Source organism: Paenibacillus cineris, from assembly GCF_018333335.1.
Taxonomy (GTDB): domain Bacteria; phylum Bacillota; class Bacilli; order Paenibacillales; family Paenibacillaceae; genus Paenibacillus_AQ; species Paenibacillus_AQ favisporus.
The window spans coordinates 813,350-831,507 of sequence record NZ_BORU01000001.1 but is presented as its reverse complement, the minus strand read 5'-3'; the positions used below and the strand labels follow the sequence as shown (position 1 = coordinate 831,507).

18 protein-coding genes are annotated in these 18,158 nt (G+C 56.4%); 9 read left to right on the top strand and 9 right to left on the bottom strand.

Going from position 1 to position 18,158, the window contains the following annotated elements; all coding sequences use genetic code 11:
- Positions 1-6 precede the first annotated feature (6 nt).
- From KI379_RS04250 to KI379_RS04230, 5 genes are all read right to left on the bottom strand, one after another.
- Positions 7-1,119, bottom strand: coding sequence for a Gfo/Idh/MocA family protein (locus KI379_RS04250; RefSeq protein ID WP_212982870.1), 1,113 nt, complete (start codon positions 1,117-1,119; stop codon positions 7-9).
- 233 nt (positions 1,120-1,352) lie between these two features.
- On the bottom strand, positions 1,353-2,147 hold the full coding sequence (locus KI379_RS04245; protein WP_212982869.1) for a DUF2935 domain-containing protein: 795 nt from the start codon (positions 2,145-2,147) through the stop codon (positions 1,353-1,355).
- A gap of 175 nt (positions 2,148-2,322) precedes the next feature.
- Positions 2,323-3,225, bottom strand: a complete 903-nt coding sequence (locus tag KI379_RS04240; protein WP_076170320.1) for a LysR family transcriptional regulator — start codon at positions 3,223-3,225, stop codon at positions 2,323-2,325.
- A gap of 101 nt (positions 3,226-3,326) precedes the next feature.
- Positions 3,327-3,725 (bottom strand): DUF6220 domain-containing protein, encoded by a 399-nt coding sequence (locus KI379_RS04235; protein ID WP_212982868.1) that lies wholly within the window; start codon positions 3,723-3,725, stop codon positions 3,327-3,329.
- On the bottom strand, positions 3,706-3,930 hold the full coding sequence (locus KI379_RS04230; protein WP_089545962.1) for a DUF5957 family protein: 225 nt from the start codon (positions 3,928-3,930) through the stop codon (positions 3,706-3,708). The genes KI379_RS04235 and KI379_RS04230 overlap by 20 nt, the downstream gene beginning before the upstream one ends.
- 360 nt (positions 3,931-4,290) lie before the next feature.
- Between KI379_RS04230 and KI379_RS04225 the strand changes: the two genes are divergently transcribed.
- Together KI379_RS04225 and KI379_RS04220 are read left to right on the top strand one after the other, a co-directional pair.
- The gene (locus KI379_RS04225; protein ID WP_076170323.1) at positions 4,291-4,980 is read left to right on the top strand and encodes a response regulator; all 690 of its coding nucleotides are present in this window, start codon (positions 4,291-4,293) and stop codon (positions 4,978-4,980) included.
- On the top strand, positions 4,970-6,331 hold the full coding sequence (locus KI379_RS04220) for a sensor histidine kinase (RefSeq protein ID WP_076170757.1): 1,362 nt from the start codon (positions 4,970-4,972) through the stop codon (positions 6,329-6,331). Before KI379_RS04225 ends, KI379_RS04220 begins: the two co-directional genes overlap by 11 nt.
- 127 nt (positions 6,332-6,458) lie before the next feature.
- Here the strand turns inward: KI379_RS04220 and KI379_RS04215 are convergent, their stop codons facing one another.
- Entirely contained in the window at positions 6,459-6,785 is a 327-nt protein-coding gene (locus tag KI379_RS04215) for an ArsR/SmtB family transcription factor (RefSeq protein WP_076170324.1), read from the bottom strand.
- A gap of 89 nt (positions 6,786-6,874) precedes the next feature.
- On the opposite strand from KI379_RS04215, the gene KI379_RS04210 reads away from it, so the two are divergent.
- Positions 6,875-8,335, top strand: coding sequence for an MFS transporter (locus KI379_RS04210; protein ID WP_208629319.1), 1,461 nt, complete (start codon positions 6,875-6,877; stop codon positions 8,333-8,335).
- Between the two features lie 8 nt (positions 8,336-8,343).
- Here the strand turns inward: KI379_RS04210 and KI379_RS04205 are convergent, their stop codons facing one another.
- The gene (locus KI379_RS04205; RefSeq protein WP_212982867.1) at positions 8,344-9,309 is read right to left on the bottom strand and encodes an NADP-dependent oxidoreductase; all 966 of its coding nucleotides are present in this window, start codon (positions 9,307-9,309) and stop codon (positions 8,344-8,346) included.
- Between the two features lie 158 nt (positions 9,310-9,467).
- On the opposite strand from KI379_RS04205, the gene KI379_RS04200 reads away from it, so the two are divergent.
- The 6 genes from KI379_RS04200 (at position 9,468) to KI379_RS04175 (ending at position 15,479) form a co-directional block, all read left to right on the top strand.
- Positions 9,468-10,040: a TetR/AcrR family transcriptional regulator gene (locus KI379_RS04200; protein WP_212982866.1), complete on the top strand. Its 573-nt coding sequence runs from the start codon at positions 9,468-9,470 to the stop codon at positions 10,038-10,040.
- A gap of 129 nt (positions 10,041-10,169) precedes the next feature.
- A complete protein-coding gene (locus KI379_RS04195; protein WP_306433636.1) occupies positions 10,170-10,670 on the top strand; it encodes a DinB family protein in 501 nt (166 codons plus the stop codon).
- 70 nt (positions 10,671-10,740) lie between these two features.
- Entirely contained in the window at positions 10,741-11,733 is a 993-nt protein-coding gene (locus KI379_RS04190) for a helix-turn-helix transcriptional regulator (protein ID WP_212982865.1), read from the top strand.
- Positions 11,734-11,824: 91 nt separating this feature from the next.
- Positions 11,825-13,273: a spore germination protein gene (locus KI379_RS04185; RefSeq protein WP_212982864.1), complete on the top strand. Its 1,449-nt coding sequence runs from the start codon at positions 11,825-11,827 to the stop codon at positions 13,271-13,273.
- The gene (locus KI379_RS04180; protein ID WP_212982863.1) at positions 13,270-14,373 is read left to right on the top strand and encodes a GerAB/ArcD/ProY family transporter; all 1,104 of its coding nucleotides are present in this window, start codon (positions 13,270-13,272) and stop codon (positions 14,371-14,373) included. The genes KI379_RS04185 and KI379_RS04180 overlap by 4 nt, the downstream gene beginning before the upstream one ends.
- On the top strand, positions 14,370-15,479 hold the full coding sequence (locus KI379_RS04175; protein ID WP_076170330.1) for a Ger(x)C family spore germination protein: 1,110 nt from the start codon (positions 14,370-14,372) through the stop codon (positions 15,477-15,479). The genes KI379_RS04180 and KI379_RS04175 overlap by 4 nt, the downstream gene beginning before the upstream one ends.
- Before the next feature lie 70 nt (positions 15,480-15,549).
- Here the strand turns inward: KI379_RS04175 and KI379_RS04170 are convergent, their stop codons facing one another.
- Together KI379_RS04170 and KI379_RS04165 are read right to left on the bottom strand one after the other, a co-directional pair.
- Positions 15,550-17,145 carry a glycoside hydrolase family 43 protein gene (locus KI379_RS04170; RefSeq protein WP_212982862.1) on the bottom strand — a complete coding sequence of 532 codons (1,596 nt, stop codon included), beginning with the start codon at positions 17,143-17,145 and terminating at the stop codon, positions 15,550-15,552.
- Entirely contained in the window at positions 17,142-18,125 is a 984-nt protein-coding gene (locus KI379_RS04165; protein ID WP_212982861.1) for a pectinesterase family protein, read from the bottom strand. The genes KI379_RS04170 and KI379_RS04165 overlap by 4 nt, the downstream gene beginning before the upstream one ends.
- Positions 18,126-18,158: the final 33 nt, after the last annotated feature.

Sequence of the window (18,158 nt, the reverse complement as noted above, 5' to 3'; positions counted from 1 at the left end):
TGATTGTTACAGATCCAGCATGTTGTATTTCAGGCCGAGCGGCAGCGGAGCCGGACGTTCCACCGTGGATTTCAGGTGAATGTGGCGTTCCTGCTGAGACGCTTCGAAGATGCCGAGCGAGATGTCCAGCACATGGCGCGCCAGTTCGCCGCTTGCCCGGTTCGGACGTCCCGACTGGATCGCATAAGCCATGTCAGCGACGCCCATGCCGCGTCCTTCCTCGGCATACGGATGGGAATGCGGGATCTCTTTCGTCTGCCCGTTCGGGAACTGGATGGATACGGCGCCTCCGAAGAAGTTCGGATCCGGAACGTATAGAATGCCTTCCGTGCCGTACACTTCCAGCCGCGGGGAATAGCCGAACGCCTCTTTGGCTGCCTGAAGGGTTGCCACCGCGCCGCTGTGGAAGTCCAGCACCGCCGATACGTTCGTCGGCGCTTCCACCGGCACCGTCTGGCCGAATGCCGGCGACTTCGGATTGGCCACGACGACCTCCTGCTGCAGCTGGCGGGCGGATCCCGTTACCCTCTGTACGGGTCCGAGCAGCGCGATCAGCGCCGTCAAATAGTAAGGCCCCATATCCATGATGGGATCGCCGCCCAGCTTCAAGAAGTTGCGGAAGTTCGGATGCATGCCGCCCGCGGCGTTCCCCATGATAATCGTAGCGCTTGCACCGTAAGGCGTACCGATCCATCCGTCATTGATCAGCTTGACGCAGGTCTGGATGCCGGCGCCGAGGAAGGTGTCCGGCGCGCAGCCGACAAGCAGGTTTTTGGACTCGGCCAGAGCCAGAACCTCATCGGCATCCTCGCGGTTGAGGGCAAACGGCTTCTCCGTGTACACATGCTTCCCGGCCTCAAGAGCCCGCAGGTTCAGCGGGGCATGCGCGGCGGGGGCCGTCAAATTGAGAACGATTTCAATTTCCGGATCGGCCAGCAGCTCCTCCACGGTGTACACGTTCGGAACGCCGAACTCTTCCGCTTTTTTCTGCGCGAGCTCCGGAACCATATCCGCTACGGCTTTGACCTCGACGATATGGTCGAGCATGCCGGTCAAATTTTTCAGATATACGGTGCTGATCATGCCGGTACCGATGACGCCAACCTTGACTTTACGCACGAATACATCAACCTCTCTTCGTTTGGTAGTGATCTTGTGCCCTCATTATCACGCATCGCCCGGTCGAACTCAATGGACTGCAGCGCAAATAAACTGGATTTATTTGATATTATCCATCCCTGTCCGCAGCCAGCCGGTTTGTGTTCAGGAGTAAAAAACCTCCCGGCACCCGGGGCATACCCGAAGAGCAAAGAGGCATTCTAAAGCGGTTTTATGATCAATCCCTTGGGGCGTTACTCCACCCTCGGCTTTGCCGGGTCGCAATCAGGACGCGGCACCTCGCCGAATTGGGACAGCTTCTGCAAATAATAGCATTCTTCCCGGAACATATGGTCCGGCACCAGCCTGTTCAGCCTGCTCAGCAGCTCGGCGCTGATGTCCAGCTCTTCGATCTCCAGCAGAAAGTTCATAAACGCCGACATTTCCAGATCTACGTCGCTGTGGAACTTTTTCACCGCCGGATAGGTCGTCCGCAGCGTACGCAAGTATCCGACAAGCTCAAGCGCCTTCAAATAAAATTCGTTGAAATGCTGCTCAAATTCCTTGCTCCTCTGGATCAGCCTCCGCTCCACCCCGTCGAGATCCGAAGCGATCGATGCCGAGTGAAAAGCCGCGTCAGGCAGCCACAGCAGATCGTGATGCAGCGGGTGATAGCGGGGAACCGGACTTCCCTTTAACAGCTCAGCGAGAATGCGCTCATATTCCTCCAGCTCGTTCACCATATGATTGATAAACGTTGGCGACAACCCGATGACCACTTTGCGCTGCAGCACCCGGTCGAGAAGATCCAGTTTAAACGCCCGCAGTTCATGTACCGCCTGATTCGCCTGTTCGTTCAGCTCCTTCAGCGGCTGTCCCTCAGGAAACGAGCGCGCCTGTCCCAGCAGCCGGTCGAACCATTGGACGAACGAAGCCGCCGTCTGTACGTCCTTGACTTCCTTCGACGCCAGAGCGTTGTAGATAAAACGGGCATGATCCCCCAAAATCTGCAGCCAAAACCTGTGCTCAAAGAGCGCCTCTTCATTCATTGCAGGCGTATCCCTCCCATCGATAACCATCCGTCACTGGACAATATATGAGATGGAGCACCCAACTTATGCGTTACAAAAAACCACCCCCGCCGCATAAAGCGGCAAGCGTGGCTGCAAATCATACCTCGAGACTACGTCCCGGCGTTTCACCCTTATTTTCCAAAAATACGGATCAATCGGAGATCGCCTGATGCAGCGCTTCGATATACTCCAGCGCCAGCTTGGACAGCGCCGCATTCTGATGGCAGATCCAGCCGACATTGATCGTCTCGTCGCAGTCGAGCGGCACAGGAATAATCTCGTTCCCGTTCAGGTCGGCGCTGAGCACACCGGTTGAGATCGTATAACCGTTCAGTCCGATCAGCAGGTTGAACAGCGTGGCACGGTCGTTGACCCGGATGCTTTTCGGATGCGTCAGTGTGCTCAAAATTTCCTCGGAGAAGTGAAAGGAGTTGTACTCCCCCTGCTCAAACGACAGGTAGGGATAATCCTGCAGCTGGTCGATCGTCACGATGGATTGCTTGGCGAGCGGGTTATGGATGCTGATAAAAATATGAGGCCGGGCCGTAAACAGGCTCGTGAATTTCAAATTGGCGTCTTTCAGCAGCCGGTTGATGACCTTGCTGTTGAATTCATTGAGGTACAGAATGCCGATTTCGCTCCGCTGGCTTTTGACATCCTGGATGATTTCATGGGTCTTCGTTTCCCTCAGCGCCAGTTCGTATTCGTCCTGCCCATACTCATTGACCAAATGCACGAACGCATTGACGGCAAACGCATAGTGCTGGGTCGATACGGAAAAATGCTGCGGCGACGGCTTGGCGTTCATATAGCGGCTCTCCAGCAGCTCCGCCTGCTCGGTCACCTGCCGGGCATAGCCGAGAAATTCGGCGCCTTCCTTGGACAGGGTAATCCCTTTGTTCGTCCGTTCAAAAATCGTAATGTTCAGCTCTTCCTCCAGATCCTTGATCGCATTCGACAGGCTTGGCTGCGAAATAAACAGCCGTTTGGCCGCTTCATTCATGGACCCGCGGTTGGCGACTTCGATGACGTATTTTAACTGTTGTAAGGTCAATGCTACAGCCCTCTCTTTGAAACAACGATATGATCTTCATTTATTTCAAAGTATACCCGGGCACCGGTCCCCTCCACAACTGTTCGGGCTTAAATTCCCCATTACTGCCGCCGTGTGCTTCGCAGTGCGGTGTACAGCGACAGCAGGATAAGCACGAGGGCCATCACCGGATGCATGGCGCCCAGCGCAGGCACATGCGCCGTCATGTACTGCAAGTCGATCAGAACAAACATGGCCAAACTGAGCCACGCGCTGCCTTTAAAGCATCTTCCCGTAATGGCAAAAATGATCATCAGAAGCGGGGCAAACCCAAAGAAATGAACAAAGTTTTCGTGGAGCCGCCAGTTCACCGGATTCTGGAACACAGCCGACCCTGCGATGTACACCTGAACCGTGATGCAGGCGACCAATATCCAGGACAGTCCGATAAAGATGCCTCGGGAAATCCGTCTGCCCCCTGAAATTTTATCTTTAGATGGATTAAGATCGATGCTTGTCATGTGGTTTTCCTCCCTTATAATCGGACGTCAACGCGGCGATCCCCGCAAACAACGCAGCCATGATCAGCGGAAGATAAGGTGTCCCGGCCGGCCGGTCATGGATCAGATAACCGAGAGCGGCAATAATGGTTGACAGAAAGATGCCGCAGGCAGCGCCGCCGACGGCAGCCAGCAGTACTTTGATCACATGGTGCTGCTTCAGCATAGACTTCCCTCCCGTTGAACTGCATTCCATTGCATAGACTGCAATGAAGCAGTAGATTGCGATGGTCTGCGGCGCACCCCGTGTTTTGCCGCCTGGAGTTTATTGTAGCAGCGACTTGTTGTGAACCTGTGAAGTTCTCTTGTTGTTGCGATGAAAATGCATCCGATTTTTCGCGGCTTTTTCCCTGGTCCATGCGGGGTTGTCCGGGGTTTTCCTTCAGGAATGTTGCGAACTTGTTGCGGTTCCTTACGGCTTTGGTGAATTGTCCCCGCATCCGCGGGAACCGGTATATAATGAGGGGGATAAAAGCCGGAAAGGCTGCAACGGCCCGAGGCTCTCGAGAAAAAGGAGAATGAACACATGACGCATACTCTGCTGCTTGTCGATGATGAAAAGGAAGTGCTGGCCTTTATGGAGCCGTTTCTCCAGCAGGAGGGATACGAGACGATCACGGCTTTATCCGGGCGGGAAGCGCTCCGGATCGCCGGCGAACGGAAGCCGTCCCTGGTCGTCCTCGACTGGATGATGCCGGGAATGAGCGGCATTGACGTGTGCCGGGAGCTGCGGAAGCTGCCGAAGCTGGGAATCATCATGCTGACCGCCAGAGTGGAGGAAACGGATAAAATCATCGGGCTGGAGGTCGGCGCCGACGATTATTTGACGAAGCCCTTCTCCCTCCGGGAGCTGGTCGCGCGAATACGCTCGGTTCTCCGGAGAATCCATGGGGACGAGACTCCGGACGACCGGATCGTGCGGGGAGATTTAACGATATCCGAGGCGCAGTGCCGGGTGTGGAAACGCGGGGAGGAAGTTCTGCTGACACCGACCGAATTCAAAATGCTCGCCACCCTGGCTTCGCGGCCGGGCATTGTATACAGCCGCCTGCAGCTGCTGGCTGCGGTCGATGACGACCTGCTGAACGACGAGCGGACCGCGGACGCCCATATCAGCCGGATCCGCAAAAAGATCGAGGACGATCCGTCCAACCCGGTGTTTATTAACACCGTGTACGGATTCGGATACCGGTTCGGTGACCGCCGTGAACGTTAGCCGGAAACTGTTTTGGGCCATGGCCGCCTTTATCGTGGTCATGAGCCTGACGTTTATGCTGATCACAAATGCAGTCGTGCGCGGGCTGCTGGGCGAGCTGACACCGTCCTCCGACCAAGAGCAAATCAGTGCCCTGTCGCGTACGCTCACCGAATATTATGATCGGCACGGCGGTTCCTGGAACGGTGTTGAGAAGCTGGCTCCCGGCGACTTACTGGAAGAAGTTCAAGACAGCGGCCTGATCTTGTACGACGTCCACGACAGGAAGCTGGCCATCTTCGGCAGCGTGGCCGAGCCCATGATCAGGGGGCTCGGGGTAGAATACCGCATCGAGACGAATGGACGGGACGTCGGGTCTTTTCGATACTACGACCCGGAGATCAGCGTGATCTCCAAGGTGAAGCTTGGCATTTCACACGGCGTCGGCTTTCTGCTGATCGTCAGCGCCGTGGTGTTCATTGTTGATGCCCTGCTGGCTGCCTATTGGATCTCCCGCCGTCTTACTTCCCCGCTTCGCCGGCTGGTTTCTGCGATTGAGCAGATTAAGGAAGGCCGGCATGGGGTGCAGGTTCCGGTCACGACTAAAGATGAGTACGGCGAGGTCGCTTCCGCCTTCAACCGGATGTCCCTGCAGCTGGGCCGGGCCGAGGATGCGAGGCGCAATCTCGTGGCCGACGTCGCGCATGAGCTGCGAACTCCCCTCTCCATCATGAGGGGAAAGATGGATATGCTGCAGCAGCAAGGCGAAGCGATCGAACCCGAGCAGCTGCTTCCGCTGCAGGATGAACTGATCCGGCTCACCCGGCTCGTGGACGATCTGCATCAGCTCTCATTGGCCGAGGCAGGCAAGCTGTCGTTTGAGTTCAGCCGGACGGACGTCCGTGCCCTGCTGGAGCAGACGCTCGAGCGGCTTCTGCCCCGCGCACAGGATGCCGGCATTGCCATGACGCTGGTGAGCCAAGCCGGCTCCACGATGATCCCGGTCGACTCCGGCCGGATAACCCAGGTCTTTCTCAACCTGCTGACCAATGCCGTCCGGCATACGCCGCATGGCGGTTCGATCCAAGTGATCCTGTCTGAGGTCCAGGATGCACACGGACGGCCATGGCTGGAGATCGCGGTGAAGGACACCGGCACCGGCATCGCCCCCGAGCATCTCCCGAACCTCTTCGACCGCTTCTACCGGGCCGATGCTTCCCGCTCCCGGCACAGCGGCGGAATGGGGCTTGGGCTCGCCATCGCCAAGGAGTTCGTCGCGGCGCATCAAGGCACCATCGAAGCTGAGAGCTCACCAGGCGAGGGGACCACGTTCCGGGTCCGGCTGCCATACAGCCGAGAGGAGCAGGCCTGAACGCAGCTGACTGCTCTCTGTCTTGCATCAAATCGAAACACCCCCCGACATTATCGGGGGGTGTTTGTGCTTACGGATAAAGGGCAGGCATCAGCTTGATCTGTCTCCAAACCCCCGCTCCGCTTTCCTATTCATACAGCCAGCTTAAATCTTTCGTGAACTGCTTCAGCCGTTCCGGCTGCAGCGAATAATAATGCCGTTTTCCCTCCCTGCATTCCTTGATATACCCCTCATCCTTAAGCTCCTTCAAATGGTAGGACAGCTTGGACGGCGATACGTCTCCCAGCTTAAGCTGCAGGTCCGCGGGGCATACGGCCGCAGGCTCAAACGTACAGACAGGAGACTGGTAATCCGGCTGCCTGCCCATTTTAATCATCGTCAAAATTTTCATCCGGATCGGATCGCTGAGTGCTTTGGCCGCTTTGGCCATCTCGGTTTCGTAATGGGATCTCATAGATCATATTATACACCCTCTGTATTGACATTTCAATTTTTGTTGAAATATAATCATTTCAAAACATTTTGAAATGAGGTGCTTTTCGCGTGTCATCACGAGACCCGTTGTCAGCAAGTCCAAGGGGCGAGGTCATTACCGCTGCCCATTCTGCCGCCACACCGGCGATGTCAAAGAAAGCCTTGGGCTGGAGCCTGGCCATCCTCGCTTTCGCCCAGCTGATCTACTCCCTTGATATTAATATCGTGTTTGTTGCGCTCCCCGAAGTGGGCCGTGCACTTGGCTTTTCGGAACAATCCCTTCAGTGGGTCGTCAGCGCCTATACGATTTTCTGCGGCGGCTTCCTCCTTCTTGGCGGACGTGCCGCAGACCAGCTCGGGCAAAAAAGGATGTTCATCTCCGCGCTGCTCCTGTTCGCGCTGGCCTCCTTGCTTGGAGGGCTGGCATGGAGTCCGCTGGTCATCATCCTGGCCAGAGCGCTGCAAGGTATCGGAGCCGCTTTTCTTTTTCCGGCGACCCTATCCCTTATCAACCGGCTGTATGAAGAAGGACCTAAGCGCAACCGGGCCCTCGCAGTCTGGGGCGGAGCGGGAGCCAGCGGATTGACCTTGGGCTCTCTCCTCGGCGGCGTGCTGACGAACGCCATTGGATGGGAAGCCGTCTTCTTCGTCAACGTATTGTTTGCCGGCGGTGCAGCTCTGGCCGCACTCGCTGCCATTCCGCGGGACTCCGTCCAATCCGGAAGGAGCAGCTTTGATCTGCCTGGGGCACTAAGCTTTACTGGCGCTGCAACTTTACTCGTGTATTGCCTCGTTCAGGGGCCTGAGGCAGGATGGGGCTCCCCCGGTATTCTGATATGCGCCCTTCTGTCCCTGTTGTTATTTCTTACTTTTGCCTGGATCGAAAACCGAACCTCCAATCCGCTGATGCCGCCGCGTCTTCTCCGGAGACGGAGCCTGGTCACGGGCATGATCATAACCTTTCTTTACATGGGTACCTTTGGAGCCATCCCCTACTTTCTCACGGTACTGTTCCAGAACGTGCATCAATTCAATGCCCTGCAAACCGGTCTTGCCTTTATCGTGCCATCGCTTTCTATTGCCCTTGGAACCCAATGGGGCGAAAAGCTTGCCACGCGCTACGGCATGCGCAGCACGATTCTGACCGGCAGCATGATCGGCATCGTTGGCACCGCCCTCATCCCGCTGGGGGCGTATGCCGACTCCGGCTATCTGCTTATCGTGCCCGGATTGATCATTTCCGGCCTCGGCCAAGGCGTCGTATGGACCGGCATGTGGATCGCCGCTTCCGCGGGTGTGGCTCCATCGGAGCAGGGCGTGGCCTCGGGTATGGCCTCGACGACGCTGAATATCGGCAACGCCATCGGCATGGCCTTCCTGATCTTCATCGCCAATTCCGGTATCGCCGGTCAAAGCGGCGGCTCGCTTCTGGTCGCGCAGGCAGCAGGCGTCCGCACGGCCATGTATCTGGCTGCCGCCGGGATGATCATCGGGGGAGTCGCAGCCTTGTTCCTTCCACGAAAAAAATAAGGAAGTTTTTATCGATCCGCCGTGCTGCTTACATGAATAATGATCTTCCCCCTGGCTCGCCGGCTTTCGCTGAGCTCATGAGCCAGGGCGGTCTCTTTTAAAGGAAACATCCGGTCGATGGCCGCTCGAAGCTGCCCTTCCTCCACTAAGCGGGATATCCGTTCCAAATCCGCTGTCGTGACCGGCAGCATCGCAACTTCGTGAACGTCAATCTGCCCGGCGGCCGCCTGATCGGTGTCATAATTCCCCCGCGTGACCGGAACCAGCGATCCCCCAGGCGTGATCACCTCCAAAAGCCGGTTTCCTTCGGTTCCGCCGACCGTATCGACCGCAAGCTGGACCGGATCAACGGCCTGCGTCCATGAACCGGACGAATAATCGGCAAATTGATCAGCCCCAAGCTCACGCAAAAATGCTTCATTCCTGCCGGAGGCTACGCCGGTCACCTCGGCTCCCTTCCATTTGGCGAGCTGCACGGCGAAGTGGCCGACGCCGCCGGATGCACCGTTGATCAGCACCCTTTGGCCGGCCTTCAGGCCACCTTGAACAAACAGCGCGTTCCAGGCCGTACAGGCCGACTGCGGAAGGGCGGCCGCCGCTTCATGGCTGATGCTGCGGGGCTTTCGTGCAAGCTGCGCTGCAGGCAGAGCCGCATATTCCGCACACGCGCCGCTGTTCGCCGTCATGCCAAAAACCTCGTCACCGACCCGCAGAGACGTGACGCCCGCTCCGACCTCTTCGACGGTGCCGGAAATATCCCACCCGGGGATATACGGCAGCGGAAAACGGTCTCCCGCCATCCCCGAGCGGATCTGCCAATCTCCCGGATTGATCGATGCCGCATGCACGCGGACCAACACTTCGCGCTCGTTGACTAACGGAACCGGAACAACTTCATACTGCAGCACTTCCGGCCCTCCGTGCCGGTGATACCGGATCGCTTTCATGGTTTCTTTTCGCTGATAACCAGGCATGTTCACCTTACCTCCATGGATTGATTCTTTTCCTGCCACCCCCTACAATAGGGAAAACACGGGCCGGAGAAAATCGTCAATCGTCCGCGTTTGACCGTTATCCGACATCTGAGCCTCATTGTTGAATATTACATAGGTATAAAGGAGGCGGCACATGCATGGAAAACAGAGGCGTTCCGCAAGACCGGCGAAGCAGGCGCTCGGAGAATCTGCTGAAGCAGTCGTTCGCAGAGCTGATGAAAGAAAAGGGCTTTACCGCCATGACGGTTGGAAATATTGCCGAACGTGCGGATGTCAACAGGGGCACCTTTTATTCGCATTATCCGGACAAATACGCCCTGCTGGAACAATCGATCCGTGATAAGCTCCATACCCGCCTGCAGCAGCATCTGCCCCCGGATGCCGGATGGAACAGCGATCATCTTCAGATGCTGGCCGTGAACCTCCTTGAGCATTTCCGGTCCCTTCACGGTCGCTGCAGTCCGGTGGAAACAATCAATCCTGTCTTTGAACAAACGATGCAGCAGGAAATCAAATCACTGCTCACGGCCTGGCTGCAGCGGCTCAAACCGGAGGATTTCGGCTGGAACGTTCCATTGGATACCGTAGCCCTTGCGGCCAGTTGGACCCTTTACGGCGCCGCCCTCGAATGGAGCAGAGGAACAGCTGCGTGCCCAGCAGAAGAAACGGCCAGTTATATTGTCCAGTTGATCCTTCGAGGAACGGCTTAGCGGTTGCCCACATTAAAAATAAATAAATAAATACAGCAGCATTCCAAAAAATCACTGACCGAGACTGTCAGTGATTTTTGTGTATACTGCTAATAAACCGAACAAAACTTCAAAAAAATGGAGGAATGCATGATGTTTACAAGCATTAAAGATTTTGCAGCGGAATGGACCAACGAAGCGGAAATGACCCAGAAGATCATGAACGCACTGACCGATGAATCGCTCGGGCAGGCCATAACGGACAAGCACCGGACCCTGGGCGGGCTTGCATGGCATCTCGTGGAATCCGTTCATTATATGACATCGCTCGGGCTGGCGTTTGATGCACCCGATAACAGTGACGCAGTAAAAAAATCGGCCGCTGCGCTTGCCGGCCAGTACGAGCGGGTCAGCCGGGCCATTCTCCAAGCGGTCGAGACGCAGTGGACGGACGTCAAGCTTCTGGAGACGCAAACCATCGCCGGCCAGGAGTGGAACAACGGAGGTTCGCTGCGCTTTACCCTCATGCACCAAGCCCATCACCGCGGACAGATGACCGTCCTGATGCGGCAGGCCGGATTGAAACTGCCGGATTTGTACGGTCCGACTTACGATTCATGGGTGGAACAAGGAATGGAACCGCTCGCCTAGACGCGTTACAATGGAGCTGATACCCGGGATCGTATCCCGGGTAACTCTCTTTTACGAAAGGATTTCTCCGATGTCCAAAGCTGATAACATGCTCTCGATCCTCTGGATGCTCCGGTCCGGCAAAAAAATGACGGCACAGCAGCTTGCCGACGAGCTGGAGATCCATGTCCGCACCGTGTACCGGTGCATTGATTCGCTCTGCGCAAGCGGCGTCCCGATCATTGCCGATTCCGGCCCAAACGGCGGATTCCAAATCCTTGGGACCTTTGCCGACTCGCCGCTCATGTTCGATGCGGAGGAGCAGAAAGCCCTCGTCCATGCTTCGGTGTTTGCCCAGGAGGCTGGGTATCCTCACACCGATGCCCTGGGCAGGGCCGTGGACAAACTGAAACGGTATACGAACGAGAAGCAGCTCACACAAATTGAACGCCACAGCAGCGGGCTGTCCGTCCTTCAACCGCCCATCGATTCGGAGCAAAAAGGGCGGCTGCAATGCCTTGAGGAAGCCGCTGGACAAAGGCAGACCCTCCGGATGGTGTACGGCGGCTCCAATGGAGATTCCGGAACCGGGTCGGTACGTGAGTTCGATCCTTACAGCATCATCCATTGGAAAGGGCAATGGTACACCACCGGATACTGCCATCTCCGCAAGGATTTGCGCAACTTCCGGGTTGACCGGATTGTGAGCCTGGACTTGACGGATCGGCGTTTTGAGCGCCCCGAGAACTTTTCGGCCAAGGACGTTCTGCTGGAACAGCTGCTGCCGGACCCGGCTGGCGACCCTTCCCTGGTCACGGTCCGGATTCAGGCTCACGATCATGTCCTGAATGAACTGAAGCAGCACTGGCTGCTCGGACATGCACTGATTGAGCGAAGCCCAGGGGAAGCGGTATACAGGCTTGATTCCACCTCCCTGCATTCATACGTCCCCTACTTTCTTCTTCCCTACGGAAAAGCGCTGACCATCGCCGAGCCGGAATCCCTGGTGCTGCGCATGGCCGAAGTCAGCCGGGGAATCGCGGAACACTACGGATCGATGCTGTCAGGATTGCCTTCAGAGTAACCTCACCATCCTCCTGCATAATTTGATGCCGTAATTGGAATAATTAGGTTCATTCGAAGGCAAAAAGTGTCATGCAAAGGATGATCGACCCGTGGAACCCAGCAAAGGTGCAACGATGCTTCAGGCGCTCCAGCATACGTCCTCTGAATTTCTTCTTTCCCGGCTCCAGGAGGCTTTTCAGCATGCGGCCGACTTCCAGGCCGTCTGCATCGGTGAATCGGACGCCGGCAAGCTGTATTTGCTGTACCTGACGACGCTTGTCGGCTCCGATCATTTCATATTCAATGTGAACCGGCAGCCGCAGGATGGTGTCCTGACCACACTGCACAGTTATTACGGCACCAGCTATTCGGCTGGTGATTTTTCCGCTTGCGAAAAAGCGGTATGCGCCGGCAAAACCGTGCTGTGCACTGCGGAGTCTGCCAACGGCCTGATTCTGGCAACGGAAAATCCGCAGCAGCGGGGACTGCAACAGCCGCAGACGGAGAACGTGATTCAGGGCCCGATGTACGGTTTTATCGAAAACTATTCAACCAATATCGCCCTCATACGCCAGCGGATGCAAACCTCCCGTTTGAAAATTTGGGAGGCCCGCGTCGGAGATCTGACCAATACGAAGGTGGGCGTGGTTTACCTGGAAGGGGTGACCGATCCGGGTCTCGTTCAATACACCTGCGGTCAAATCAGCGCCATCCAAGCGGACGGAATCCAAGATTCCGGCGAATTGCTGCGGTTCATGGACCCCGGATCTTCCCGCCTCTTCCCTGCCGCCGTCACGACGGAACGCCCGGACCGGGTAACGGCCTCCCTGTTAAACGGGAAGATTGTCGTCTTGATGGACGGAACGCCGTTTTCGATCATCGCCCCGGGGTCCTTCTTCGATTTCTGGGAATCCCCCGAAGATCAATACCTGACGCCGCTGATCGCATTATTTTTAAGGTGGCTGCGGTTCATCGCACTCATGATCAATCTGTTTCTGCCCGCCCTCTATGTCGCCATCACGTCGGTGAACATTGACCTCAACCGTCTGGAGATCAGTCTGGCCGCCGCCGGCAGCAGGGAAGGGGTCCCTTATCCCGTGTGGCTCGAGTCCCTCATCATGCTGTTTCTTCTGGACTGCATCGTTGAGGCCGGCATACGCCTGCCAAGGTCGATCAGCTCCACCGTTACGATGGTTGGCGGGGTGGTGCTGGGACAGGCGATCATTCAAGCGAATATTGTGAGCAATTTGCTGGTCATCATCGTCGCAACGACGGCGCTGACCAATTTTATCGTCGTGGATTATCAGATGGGCCTGGTTCAGCGGATTTTAAAATATTTCACGCTCGCCGGGGCCAGCGTCATCGGAATTCTCGGCATATTCATCTGCTTTGCCATTCTCGTCATCTGCCTCTCCCGCATCCAATCGTTCGGCGTTTCCTATTTGACTCCGATCGGCCCCGGTGCCCGGATCCGGTCCATGAGTCTTGGGCTGATCGGCGGCTCCCGCAAATTTTCACTCAGCTACTGGATTACCTTCGGAAGAGGGTCGAGACAATGAATCCATCGAACGAGGAACTGAAGATCTCCATGCCCCAATACTTCGTCCTGCAGATGATGGTATTCGGGGCGATCTCCTTTCATGTGTACCCTTGGCTCGTTCTGCAGTCCACCACCCAGAGCTACTGGATCCCGATCCTGGTCTGGATGCTGCTCGGACTGCTGGGTGCCTGGCTGTTCAGCCGGGTCCTCGCGCTGCATCAAGGAAAAGACGCCTATACGATTACAAAGCGCGTGCTTGGGTGGCCGGGGGTCATTCTTTTTATCGTCCCGCTGCTCTGGTTTATGTGGAGCGCCATGGTGATCATCGTCCGGGCTCACAGCGAGATCATCTCGATGACGATCCTTCACAGCACGCCGCAGTGGTTTTTGGACGGGATGATCTTTATTGGCGTCTTTCTGGCTTTCGGGGGAATCGGTTCGATTATCCGTGCTTCCGTCCTGTTTCTGCTCGTCAGCTTTCCGCTGTCCGTCGGGCTCGTATTGCTGGGTTTCGGCGATCTCGATTTTAATCTGGGCAAACCATGGCTCTATACCAACGGGGATTTTCTGACCAGCCCGAAGTTTTACACGACATCCTTCATCTGGGCCGGCTATCTTTACTTTGCGGCTTGCGGCAGATACGCCAAACAGCCGAAGAAGCTGTGGCGGCCTTATACCGTGGCTGCGCTCTGTTTTCTGCCTTTACTGGCCGCCGCCGTCTATCAGCCGGCGCTGACGTTTAGTCCGGAGATGTCAAGAATTTTGACGCTTCCTTATATCAGCAAAATGGACTCGGTAAGCTATTACTGGCTGGTGATCGAGAATTTAACCGCCGTATTTATCGTTAGCTCCATCCTCTATTTGTTTTTATTGCTTGCCCTGATCCTGAACTGCATCGTAACGGCAATCAGGGCGGTATTTCCCAGCTGGAACGAAAAGCTGCTGTATGTGCTGGCAGGAGTCACGGCATACGCCGCCATCCGGCTTATTCCTTCATGGGAATGGATCGAAAAAGCCGTGGAGTGGGATACGGTTCTGCGCCTTTACTTAATGTATGGCTTTCCTATGGCTGTGCTGGTCAAGTCCTTCATTTCCAACAAAATGAGGGCCCGCCAATGAGCAGACGCGCAGCCCGATGCCTGGCCATCTTATGCCTGCTTCTCTTCCTCCCCGGCTGCTGGGATGTCAAAGATGTCGACAACCGGCTCCTCGAGACCGCGATCGGTATCGAGCCGGCCGGCGGTGACCGGGTGCGGGTCTGGATGAGGTTCCCACTCCCGCAGTCGCAGAACGGAGCCCATAAGGATTTTTTCGTCACCAAGCAGGAAGGCAGCACCGTGATTGAAGCCATAGACCAGCTCCGGTTAAGGCTGCCCAAAAGTCTGGATATGTCGCAGAACCAGTCAATCTTTCTGGATCAGGCACTGGCGAAAAAAGGATTCATGCCCTATTTGGAATTCACAATCAGGGACCGCACCGTTCCTCTGGATTCGTTAATTGCGATTACGACAGGCGGCATGAAGTCAATATTTGAACGTCCCAACCCGACGGGCGAGCTCTCGGGCATCTACACGAAGCTGTTCTTTGAACGCTACGGCGGCGGAACCTCGCAAAAAAACGTCGTGTCGCTATGGGAAATTTTCAGGGGGTACTATGATCCGCTTGAGGAATGCCTCGTGCCTGTATTGGTGACGGATTCTGAAACGATATTCCGGGTCGCGGGCAATGCATTCTTTAAAAATGACGCCATGGTCGGCATGATCTCTCCGGAGGAAACCCTGATTTACGAAATCGTTACGGGCAAGATGTCCCCTTTCGAAATCGAAACCGCGGATAAAATGAACCTTAAAATTCTGAATTCCAGTGCCGATATCGACACGGATATGAGAAGCGGCAAGCCCGTCATCCGCATTCATGCCAAGCTCTCGATGACCCTCATGGATTCCGCGCGCGGGATCGACATCAAGGCAAAGCATCTGGAAGCTTCCATTAACCGCCTGATTGAGCAGCGGGCAGCCGCTGTATTCCGGATGACGCAGGCGCAGGAATCCGACATTTTTGGACTTGGCAACCGCTTCAGAGGAAAAGTTCCACCCAGCCAATACGACCGGTGGCCCAAGCTGTACTCGACAGCAAAACTGGAGTTCAAGCTGGATTCCGAGCTGAAAAACACGGGCCTTCAGCTGAGGCGCAGGCCGTTCATTAATCCGTCCAAGGAAAAGTAAGAACCGAAAAAAGGGGCTGCTTCACATAAGAGCAGCCCCTTTTTCATCATTACCGATCATCCCTGCTCTTCTATGCTTCAATTCCCGTATAACGAAAATGGGAAAAGTCCGCATAGCTTCCCCCAAAGGACTGCATATCATGGACGGCGATACCGACAAAGTTGCCGGTGAAGCCGCCGCAGAGGAAGCGGATGTCCTGCTCTTCAAACAGCGGGACCCAATCCTGCCCCGGGCTGAACCGGCCATAGAACCGTCCGCGGATGCCACGGACTTCCACGGCCAATTGAACAGCTTCCCCGGCATTCACCGGAATCATGTCCGGAATAACGGTGAACGCATCGTCCGCGCAGCGCATGAGCCGGATCACCTTGCCCTGCTCTTCGTCCTGCGTCACATAAGCATACAAGTAATTTTCATCGTTCAAATAAAGCATCAGCCCGGCCATCTGCAAATAGCTTGCTGGCTCGAACTCCAGCGACGTCTCGGCTCGGAAATGGATATCCGCCTGCCGGAGGGCCACAATGTGGTGATGAAACAGGCTTTGCGGCGATTCCCCGGAATGCAGGCGGAGATACCCCGGGCGCTCCGACAGCGAGCACCAGGATGGATCCGCCGGTATGCGGAGCGTATTCCAGGCTTTGGCAAGCTCCGGTCCGTCAAAGGTATCCTCAAACAAGCTCCGTTCCGCGGCCGTCTTGGCCTCTGCCGGCGTGATCCCTTTCGGACGCGGGACCTCCATCTGCGGGGAATTCCCCCCGGCGGTCAGGCGAAGCCATCCTTCCTCGTCCCAGTACACCTGCTGCAGCGCTGTTTCCCGGCCAAGGAGCGCGTACTGGCCTTCAACCGGACGCGTGCACAAATGGGCCATGTACCATTCCCCTTGCGGCGTCTGGATCAGGCTGCCGTGGCCGGCACACTGCAGCGGGAGCTCCGGGTTGTTCCGGGAGGTCAGCATCGGATTGCGGGGGTCCACTTCGTAAGGGCCCATCAAGCTGCGGGAACGGGCTACCGTCACCGCATGGCCGCTCCCGGTGCCGCCTTCGGCCGTAATCAAGTAGTAATAGCCTTGATGCTTATAGATATGCGGCGCTTCGGTCTTCTTCAGATCCGTCCCGTCAAACAGCTTGAACGGTTTACCAACTAGCTTCTGCTGCTGCGGATCATACTGCTGAATAACGATGCCGCTCGATTTATTCCCTTCCGGAATGCGGTAATCCCAGATTTCGTTCAGAAGCCATTTCCGTCCGTCTTCGTCATGATACAGGCTCGGATCGAATCCGCTGCTGTTCAAATAGACCGGCTCGGACCAGGGCCCGTGAATCGAAGGCGCCGTAATCAAATAATTGTGAACGTCTTTAAATGGGCGCTTGGTGCTTTTCACATCGGTATAAATGAGGTAAAACAACCCGTCATGGTAGCTGAGCTGAGGCGCCCAGATGCTGCAATTCTTCGGGTTTCCCCGCAGGTCGACCTGATCGGTCAGCACGTCGGTGCAGTGCTCCCATACCGCCAAATCCTTGGAAGCATATACCCTTACGCCAGGGAGCCACTCGAAGGAAGACACCGCGATATAATAAGTGTCCTTTGCCCGCACGATGCACGGATCCGGATTAAAGCCCGGCAGCACCGGGTTTCGAATGGTTGCCGTTTGGGTGGATATGGTCATGCTCTTCCCTCTCCTTTTCGTTTCCAAAAGTCCGTTCCGGTAAAAACTTGCTCCTTCTGCGGAGCCCCTTCCAGCGTCTCCTGATAGACCGCCCACCCGGCCCGCTGTCCTCCCGGAGCCGGCGCGGCCGGATCAAAGCGGGTGCCGAATTCCCGGTACCTGGCCGTCAGCCGCCGCCCCGGATCGTTCCAGTCGTCCCAGCCCAGCGGTTCGATATGTCCGCCCATCCGGCAGTCGACGTAGTCAGTGCGTGCATATTCGCGCCACGGCCTTCCCAGATACACGCCCGATACGCCTGGCTCTGCCGTCAAATAACAGAGGTTAAAGACATACCCGTATTCCTGCCCCGCTGGAGTAGAAGCCGCGGCGATATAACCGGCATGCCCGCTCGAATGGCGCAGGCTGCGAATCTCACAGCGGTCAAAGAAGGCGGCCGCGCCGCCGAATATAAAATCCACCGTCCCTTCGATCCGGCAGTATTCGTACACCTGGCGGTACTCTCGGTGATGCTCCCGGAGCGGGATTCCTCCAAACACGCCGCCATGCTTGGGCGCAGGCGGAAGTGGTCCGGTAAACAGCGTGTCCTGGTGCCCTTTAAAGGTGCAGTAGCGAAAAAGCGTTTCGTCGCAGTGCGCGTAGACCGCCACGGCCTGGCCGATGTCCTCGCCCTGCCCGGCCGAATTGGTCACGACCAAATTCTCGATTAGCAGCCGCCGGCCGCCAAGGAACAGCGTAGGCGTTGCAAAGGTGCCAATCTCATTTCCCTTCTCGTCCAGTTCCTTGGCATACCGGCCCTTCGTGATTTCCACATATCCGATGCCGATCACGGCCAGATCGGACCGGTATATCCGTACCGCTTCCTCATAGACACCCGACAGGATGTACAGCGTTTCGGGCCGCTGCGGATCTTGCTTCTCCAACGCATCCACCGCTTCCTGAATCGTCGGATAATCGCAGTGGTCCAGCTTTCCTACAATCATGACCTTCCCCCCTTTCGTTTCGGGCTGCGGCCA